We start from the raw sequence: 8,602 nt of genomic DNA, 5'->3' as shown, positions 1-8,602 counted from the left end.
GGCGCGCCGGGTCGCCTCGGTCTGCACCGGCGCCTTCCTGCTCGGGGCCGCGGGGCTCCTCGACGGGCGCCGGGCGGCAACGCACTGGGCCTATTGCGCGCGGCTCGCGAAACGCTATCCGCTGGCACGCGTCGAGCCGGACCCGATCTTCGTGCAGGACGGCCCGGTCTGGTCCTCGGCGGGGATCACCGCGGGCATCGACCTGGCGCTGGCGCTGGTGGAACAGGACCTCGGCCGCCCCCTGGCGCTCGGGGTCGCGCGCCATCTCGTGATGTTCCTCAAGCGGCCGGGCGGGCAGGCGCAGTTCCGCGCGGCGCTCGCGCTCCAGGCCGGCGACGACCGCTTCGACGCCCTCCATGCCTGGATCCGGGAGAACCTGGCCGGCGACCTCTCGCTGCCGGCGCTCGCGGCGGCGGCGGGCATGAGCGAGCGCAGCCTCGGGCGCCACTACCGTGCGGCGACCGGGCTGACGCCGGCCAAGGGGGTCGAGCGGCTGCGGGTGGAGGCGGCGCAGCGGGCGTTGTCCGAGACGCGGCGCCCGGTGAAGCGCATCGCGCAGGCCTGCGGCTTCGGTTCGGAGGAAACGATGCGCCGCAGCTTCCTGCGGCTCGTCGCTACGCTGCCGCAGGATTACCGCACCCGGTTCGGATCGTGACGGCGCCCACCAGGCCTCATGGGTGAACCGATGAGGTCCGGCGGAGAGCCGCCGCGCCGCCGAAGCGGTGGCCGGGCTCGGGCGGCGCCCGGGATCAGCCGAGCTTGTAGACCGCGGCCAGCTCCGGGTCCTTGGCCGCCACGAGCTTGGCCAGGTCGACGATGACCTTGGCCTGCTTCCAGGTGGCGTCGTCCTGCATCTTGCCGTCGAGCATCACCGCGCCGGTGCCGTCGGGCATCGCCGCGACGATGCGGGCGGCGAAGGCCACCTCGTCCGGATCGGGGGCGAAGACGCGCTTGGCGATGGCGACCTGGTTCGGGTGCAGCGTCCAGGCGCCGGCGCAGCCCATGAGGAAGGCGTTGCGGAACTGGACCTCGCAGGCCGGGCCGTCCGAGAAGTCGCCGAACGGGCCGTAGAAGGCCTTGATGCCGTTGGCCATGCAGGCGTCGACCATCTTGGCGATGGTGTAGTGCCAGAGGTCCTGCTGCGCGCTGGCGCGGGCGACGCCCTCAGCCGTCGGGTCGGCGATCACCCGGTATTCCGGATGGCCGCCGCCGACGCGGGTGGTCTTCATGCCGCGGGACGCCGCCAGGTCGGCGGGGCCGAGGCTCATGCCGTGCATGCGGGGCGACGCGCAGGCGATGGCGTCGACGTTGGCGACGCCTTCGGCCGTCTCGAGGATCGCGTGGATCAGGATCGGCTTCGTCACGCCGTGGCGCGCCTCGAGCTGGGCGAGGAGCTGGTCGACGTAGTGGATGTCCCACGGACCCTCGACCTTGGGGATCATCACCACGTCGAGCTTCGAGCCGACTTCGGCCACGAGCTCGAACAGGTCGTCGAGAAACCACGGCGAGTTCAACGCATTGATGCGGCTCCACAGCCCGGTGCCGGTCGCCGCGAAGTCGGTCGCCTGCGCCATCTGGACGAAGCCCTTCCGGGCCGCCTCCTTCTGGTCCATCGGCACCGCGTCCTCCAGGTTGCCGAGCACGACGTCGACGGTCGGCGCGAGCTCCGGCACGCGGGCGCGGACCTTGTCGTTGTGGGGCGGCACGAAGTGGATCATCCGCTCCAGCCGCACCGGCAGCTCGCGGAAGGGCTCGGGCGCGCCGGCGGCGAGCGGCTGGAAGAAGCGGCGCGGCAGTTTCATGTCAAAACCTCGTTGCGGGTCGGCGTGACCGAGCGGTTCGTCCGGTTAGTGCAAGCACAGGCCCGGCGTAAAGCGATCCGCGCGGTTCGAATCATGGTGCGCTGCCGCACGACGGGTACCCTGGGCGCGGCGGTTACGCCCCATATCGGGAACGCGACGGACGGCGCGGCGTTTTTCGAATCGAGGCGGGTCAATCGATATCGGGAATCGGGCTATGCCCACATCCAAGACGCGTCGGATCGCCCTCTGCGCGACAGTCCTCGCTCTCGGGATCGGTGCGCCCGATCTGTCCTTCGCCGGATCGGACACGGCCAAGCGGGCCGAGCGCACGGTCTTCACCCCGGGCGAAATCGCCACGGCGCGTCCCGCCGCCCTGAAGGGCCCCCTGCGCATCGCCGGCGACGACCCCCAGGGCTTCCAGGCGCTGATCGACCAAGCGTCCGCGGCCGCCGACCCATGGCTCGTCCTCTCCGGCGGCGGCGAGAACGGCGCATTCGCGGCCGGACTGCTCTCCGGCTGGAGCGCCAGCGGCCGCCGCCCGGCCTTCGGCGTCATCACCGGCGTCTCGACGGGGGCCCTGATCGCGCCCTTCGCCTTCATCGGCGACGCCGGCGACGCGGCCCTGCGCGAGGCCTACACCACGGTCTCGGCGGCGGACGTGTTCGAGTTCGGCGGCTCCAACGAGGCCCTGACCGACACCTGGCCGCTCAAGCGCCGGATCGAGAAGGCGGTGACGCCGCGCCTGCTGAAGGCGATCGCGGCCGAGCACGCCAAAGGCCGCCGGCTGCTGGTCGCCACCACCGAGCTCGACACGGAGCGCCCGGTGCTGTGGGACATGGGCGCCATCGCCACGGTCGGCGACGACAAGGCGCTGAACCTGTTCCGCGCGATCGTGCTGGCCTCGTCCGCGGTGCCCGGCGTGTTCCCGCCGGTCTCGATCGATTCGGCCACCGCAGATGGCAAGACGATCCAGGAGATGCACGTGGACGGCGGCACCACGGCGCCATTCTTCCTGGCGCCGAAGCCGGCGCTCATCGCCGCGCTGACAGGCTCGGGCGGGGTGAAGATCCCGGCCCGGACGGTCTACCTCGTGGTCAACAACAAGCTCGCGCCGTACTTCCAGATGGCGACGCACACCACGCTCTCGGTGCTCGGCCGGGCGATGTCGGCGGCGATAAAGGCGCAGACGCGCGACGCCCTCGCGCTCGCTGACGCCTTCGCCCGCCGCGAATCCCTCGACCTGAAGGTCGCCGAGATCGACGACCGCTTCACCGAGACCTCGCCGGCCCCGTTCGACCAGCGCTACATGAAGGCGTTGTTCGCGCATGCCGAGACGCTGGGCCGAGCCGGCACGGCCTTCGACGGCTCGGAAGCGATGGCCGGCGCTCCGTCGAACCCGCCGACGGGTGCGCTCGGCGCCGTGCATGCGAAGGCCCCGCATCCCGCCGAGATGCCGCGCCTGGACGCATCGCGTCCGGACGCGTCCCAGGCCCTGGCGACGCGCTGAGCGGCGCGAGAGCATTTTCGGTGATCCCTGGATCACCGAAAATGCTCTATCTTGTTGTGCGATCAGGTTTTCTTCACGCGAGACGGCATCCACCTCGCTCGAAAATGCTCTAGCCCGTCTCCCGCCGAGCGGGAGGCGGTCACGCCGCCTTCTTCTTCCCCCCGCGCTCGGCGATCCCTGCGAGCGCCCGCACCACCTGCGTCGCGGTCTTGAGCCGGGCCGGGATCGAGTCGAGCTCGCGGATGAACACCACGCTCATGTCCGGACGCACCTTGGCGAACGAGGCCTGCTCGGCGACGTAGGCGACGAGCCCCTGCGGGTTCGCGAACGACTTGTCGCGGAAGTGGACGACGACGCCCTTGGGGCCGGCCTCGACCTTGGCGATGTTGGCGGCCAGGCACAGGATCTTGATCGTGACGATCTTGAGCAGCTGCTCCACCTCCGGCGGCAGCGGCCCGAAGCGGTCGATGAGCTCGGCGCCGAACCCCTCCATCTCGGCGTCGTTCTCCAGGGTCGAGAGCCGGCGGTAGAGCGCGAGCCGCACGCCGAGGTCCTCGACGTAGGTCTCGGGGATCGTGACGGGGGCGCCGAGCGCGATGGTCGGCGACCACGCCTCCTCCACCGGCTCCTCGTAGCCGGCCTTGAGCGCGGTGACCGCGTCCTCCAGCATCTGCTGGTAGAGCTCGTAGCCGACCTCCTTGATGTGGCCGGACTGCGCGTCGCCGAGCAGGTTGCCGGCGCCGCGGATGTCGAGGTCGTGGGAGGCCAGCTGGAAGCCGGCGCCGAGCGTGTCGAGGGTCTGCAGCACGTTGAGGCGCTGCTCGGCCTGGGCGCTCAGCGTGCGGTTGGCCGGCGTCGTGAACAGGGCGTAGGCGCGGGCCTTGGAGCGGCCGACGCGGCCGCGCAGCTGATACAGCTGGGCCAGGCCGAACATGTCGGCCCGGTGCACGATCAGCGTGTTGGCGGTGGGGATGTCGAGGCCCGATTCGACGATCGTGGTCGAGAGCAGCACGTCGTACTTGCCCTCGTAGAACGCGGTCATCACGTCCTCGAGCTGGCCCGCCGCCATCTGCCCGTGCGCCACCGCGACCGTGGTCTCGGGCATCTCGGTGTCGAGGAAGCGCTTCACCTCGGCGAGGTCCTCGATCCGCGGCACCACGTAGAACGACTGCCCGCCGCGGTAGCGCTCGCGCAGCAGCGCCTCGCGGATGGTCAACGGATCGAACGGCGTCACGAAGGTGCGCACCGCCAGGCGGTCGACCGGGGGCGTGGCGATGATCGAGAGGTCGCGCACGCCCGTCATCGCCAGCTGCAGGGTCCGCGGGATCGGGGTGGCCGAGAGCGTCAGCACGTGCACGTCGGCCTGCAGCGCCTTCAGGCGCTCTTTGTGGCTGACGCCGAAGTGCTGCTCCTCGTCGACGATGATCAGGCCGAGGTCCTTGAAGGCGATGGTCTTGGCGAGCACCGCATGGGTGCCGACGACGATGTCGACGGTGCCCGCCGCGATCCCCGCGCGGTTCTGCTTCATCTCGGCGGCGCCGACGAAGCGCGAGAGCTGCGCCACCTGGATCGGCAGGCCCTTGAAGCGCTCGGCGAAGGTGCGGAAGTGCTGGCGGGCGAGCAGGGTGGTCGGCACCACCACCGCCACCTGCCGCCCCGAGATCGAGGCGGCGAAGGCGGCGCGCAACGCCACCTCGGTCTTGCCGAAGCCGACGTCGCCGCAGACGAGCCGGTCCATCGGGCGGCCCTCGTTCAGGTCCGAGAGCACCGCCTCAATGGCGTTGGCCTGGTCCTCGGTCTCCTCGAAGGCGAAGCGGGCGGCGAACTCGCCGTAGAGCCCCTCGGGCGGCACCAGCCGCGGCGCCTGCCGCACGAAGCGCTGGGCTGCGACCTTGATGAGTTCGCCGGCCATCTCGAGGATGCGCTTCTTCATCCGCGCCTTGCGCGCCTGCCAGCCGGCGCCGCCGAGGCGGTCCAACGCGACCTCCGAATCCTCGGAGCCGTAGCGGGTCAGAAGCTCGATGTTCTCCACCGGCAGCAGCAGCAGGCCGGTGGCGTATTGCAGCTCCAGGCAATCGTGCGGGGCGCCCGCCGCCGTCACCGTCTTCAGGCCGACGAACCGGCCGATGCCGTGGTCGGCATGCACCACGAGGTCGCCGGGCTGGAGCGCCTGCACCTCCAGGATGACGTCCTGCGGCCGCTTGGACTTGCGCTTATGGCGCACGAGCCGGTCGCCGAGGATGTCGCCTTCCGAGACCACGGCGAGCTGGCCCGTCGTGAAGCCGGATTCGAGGCCCCAGACCGCGACCGCCACGTCGGTGCCGCGCTTCAACGCGTAGACGTCCGAGAGGCGGGAGATCGCCATCGGTTTCTTCAGGCCGTGGTCGGCGAGCACGCCGCAGAGGCGGTCGCGCGAGCCCTCGGACCAGGATCCCAGGATCACGTGGTGACCGGATCCCTGCAGGTCCTTCACGTGCGCCACCGCCGCGTCGAAGACGCTCGTCGCCTCGCTGGCGCGCTCGGCCGCGAAAGTGCGGCCGGGCTCGGCGCCGCAATCGATGGCCGGGCCGTCGGCCCCGCCATCGGGCACCGCGAACGGCGTCAGCCGGGCGACCGAGCAGGCCGCGATCCGGTCGCGCAGCTCGTTCTGGGTGAGGTAGAGGGCGCGCGGCGGCAGCGGCTTGTAGGGCGCGACGCCCGATTGCGGGGTCTTGCGCGCCTGCTCGCGAGCCTGGAAGTAGTCCTGGATCAAGGCCAGCCGCTCGGAGGCCGCGTCCTCGATCTGCGGCTCGAACACCATCGGCACCCCGGCGACGTAGTCGAACAGGGTGTCGAGGCCGTCGTAGAACAGGGGCATCCAATGCTCGAGGCCGGCGTAGCGCCGGCCCTCGCTCACGGTCTCGTAGAGGCGGTCGTCGCGGGTCGCGGCGCCGAAGTTGGCGATGTAGCCCTGGCGGAAGCGCCGGATGGTCTCGGTGGTGAGCTGGACCTCGCTCATCGGCACGAGGTCGAGGGAGCGGAGCTGCCCGACGGTGCGCTGCGTCTCCGGATCGAAGGCGCGGATCGATTCCAGGGTGTCGCCGAAGAAGTCGAGGCGGATCGGGTTCGGGAGTCCCGGCGGCGACAGGTCGAGGATGCCGCCGCGCACGGCGTATTCGCCCGTGTCCCGCACCGTCCCCGTGCGCAGGAAGCCGTTGGCCTCGACCCAGGCCACGACCTTGTCCATCGAGACGACGTTGCCGATCGCCACCGAGAAGGTCTCCACGGCGATGCGCTTCATCGGCGGCACGCGCTGGATCAGGGCGTTGACCGTGGTGCAGACGATGCGGGGCGCGGCCTCGGAGGAGCGCGTGCGCGTCAGCCGCGAGAAGGCGGTCATGCGCTGCGCCGCCGTGGCGCCGTTGGGCGAGACCCGGTCGTAGGGCTGGCAATCCCAGGCCGGCACGCTCATCGCCTCGATCTCGGGGGCGACGAACTTCAGCGCGTTGACGAAGGCCGCCGAGCGCCCGGAATCGCGGGCGACGTGGACCAGCACCGCCGGCCCCTCGAAGCCGGCGCTCAAGGCCCGGGCGAGGTCGGCCACCACCAGGGCGTCGAACCCGTCCGGGACGCCGGCGAGCGTCGGGCTCTCGCCACGGGCGAACGCGTCGCGAATCCGCGCCAGCGGCCCGGACTTCGGAAGCGCGAAGCGCGCCGTCTGGACCTTCGGCGCGGGGGCCGGAGGTGCGGGCGTCTTGGATCCAGGCTTGGCCATCGTGTGTCTGTTCGTCGTCGGATCGGGCGGGCAGGCGATGCCCGGATGGCGGGAGGTGGAGCCCGCGAGACGGGGTGTATAGACCGGAAGGCGGGGTGTCAGGTGGCAGCCGCCGGGCGATGCGGCCCGGGATGGTCCGGTTGGGCCGAGGTGCTCGGTGAGCACCCGGCGACAACCCGCTCGATAGACTGCGTTTTTTCGATTGAGCTCACCGGGCGCGGTCGTTGTTGGGCCAGCACGGCGAGTTGCAGAGGGTCCCGTTCGGCACGCGCATGCCGGTGTCGACCAAGCGCGCGGCCAAAGACGAGCGCAGCAGGTTCTCGCGCCGGCAGCCCTTGATGCGCGACCTGAACCGCCGGCCCCAACCTTCAGTACTAGAAAGATTTTTCGTTCAACGCGAAACCCGCATCTGCTCTGGGGCGCCGAGCCGCGGCAGGACGCCCTCGCGCATCACGGCGCGGCGCAGCGGGCCGATCGCGCTCATCGCGAGCAGGCCGACGCCGCGCAACGCGTCGACGGGCATGAGGTCGGCGAGCAGGCTGCGGTTGAGGGTGTCGACCGCCGTCGATCGCAACGCCGCGTCGAGGCGCCGGGCGCGGGCGAAGCCGGCCAACGCCGCGCGCGAGCCCGGATCACGGTGCTCGCGGACCGCGCCGAGCACCGCGTCGCGGAGGGCGGCGGCATCCCGCAACCCAAGGTTCAGCCCCTGCGCGCCGATCGGCGGGAAGACGTGGGCGGCCTCGCCGACCAGGGCGAGGCGGTGGGCCGTCGGGGTCGCCACGGAGAGGCCGCGCATCGGCACGAGGCCGCGGGGCCCGTCGACCCGCATCGTCCCAAGCATGCCCTGCGCCTGGGCGGTGACCGCCTCGGCGAGGGCTGCGTCGTCGAGGGCGGAGAGGCGGCGCGCGACGCCCTCGGCCGCGACCCACACGAGGCTGGAGCGGTTGTTGGGCAGCGGCACCAGGGTGAAGGGGCCGCCGCGGGTGTGGAACTCGGTCGAGACATTGCCGTGCGGGCGGTCGTGCGCGAGGATCGTCGTGATCGCGGATTGCGGGTACGACCAGTCCCGCACCCGGATGCCGCTGGCCGTCCGCAGGGGCGACCGGCCTCCGTCCGCGGCCACCACGAGCCGGGCCGAGACCCGACCGCCATCAACAAGGCGAACCTCGGAAAATTCTTCGCCCGCAACGGCTTCCGCCGCGTCGCTCTCGAACAGCGTGAGGTGTTCGGTCGCCCGCGCCTGCCGGCGCAGGGCTTCGACCAGGAGGCGGCTCTCGACGTTCCAGCCGAACGCGTCGAGGCCGATCTCGCCGGCATGGAAGCGTGCCGGCGGCGGGCGGAAGAGGCTTCCGGTGTCGTCGATGATCTGAAGCGTCGCCAGCGGGCCGGCCTGCGGGGCGATGCCCGCCCAGGCCCCCAGCGCGTCGAGGAAGCGCACGGAGCCGTCGAGCAGGGCGACGGTGCGCCCGTCCGCCACGGGTGCATGGCGCCCGACCAGCGCCGTCGGGATGCCGTCGCGGGCGAGCGCCAGGGCGGCGC

5 protein-coding genes are annotated in these 8,602 nt (G+C 71.6%); 2 read left to right on the top strand and 3 right to left on the bottom strand.

The features are described 5' to 3' along the window. Positions 1-655 (top strand): helix-turn-helix domain-containing protein (locus FV222_RS11405; protein ID WP_147814325.1); only part of this gene is annotated, 655 nt, incomplete at its 5' end. A gap of 94 nt (positions 656-749) precedes the next feature. Here the strand turns inward: FV222_RS11405 and FV222_RS11400 are convergent. After that, positions 750-1,802, bottom strand: a complete 1,053-nt coding sequence (locus tag FV222_RS11400; RefSeq protein WP_147753390.1) for a CoA ester lyase — start codon at positions 1,800-1,802, stop codon at positions 750-752. A 214-nt stretch (positions 1,803-2,016) separates the two neighbouring features. On the opposite strand from FV222_RS11400, the gene FV222_RS11395 reads away from it, so the two are divergent. Beyond that, positions 2,017-3,309 (top strand): patatin-like phospholipase family protein, encoded by a 1,293-nt coding sequence (locus FV222_RS11395; RefSeq protein WP_147763092.1) that lies wholly within the window; start codon positions 2,017-2,019, stop codon positions 3,307-3,309. A gap of 139 nt (positions 3,310-3,448) precedes the next feature. Here FV222_RS11395 and mfd read toward each other — a convergent pair whose 3' ends face one another. Both mfd and FV222_RS11385 read right to left on the bottom strand, forming a co-directional pair. After that, positions 3,449-7,063: a transcription-repair coupling factor gene (gene mfd, locus FV222_RS11390; RefSeq protein ID WP_147814323.1), complete on the bottom strand. Its 3,615-nt coding sequence runs from the start codon at positions 7,061-7,063 to the stop codon at positions 3,449-3,451. Between the two features lie 391 nt (positions 7,064-7,454). Then, positions 7,455-8,602, bottom strand: a 1,148-nt coding sequence (locus FV222_RS11385) for an FAD-dependent monooxygenase (RefSeq protein ID WP_147814321.1), incomplete at its 5' end; no start/stop codon positions are given.

It is taken from the genome of Methylobacterium sp. WL103 (genome assembly GCF_008039885.1).
In the GTDB taxonomy this organism is placed as follows: domain Bacteria; phylum Pseudomonadota; class Alphaproteobacteria; order Rhizobiales; family Beijerinckiaceae; genus Methylobacterium; species Methylobacterium cerastii.
Note: the sequence above shows the minus strand (reverse complement) of the source record. Positions and strands in the feature narration are given on the sequence as shown.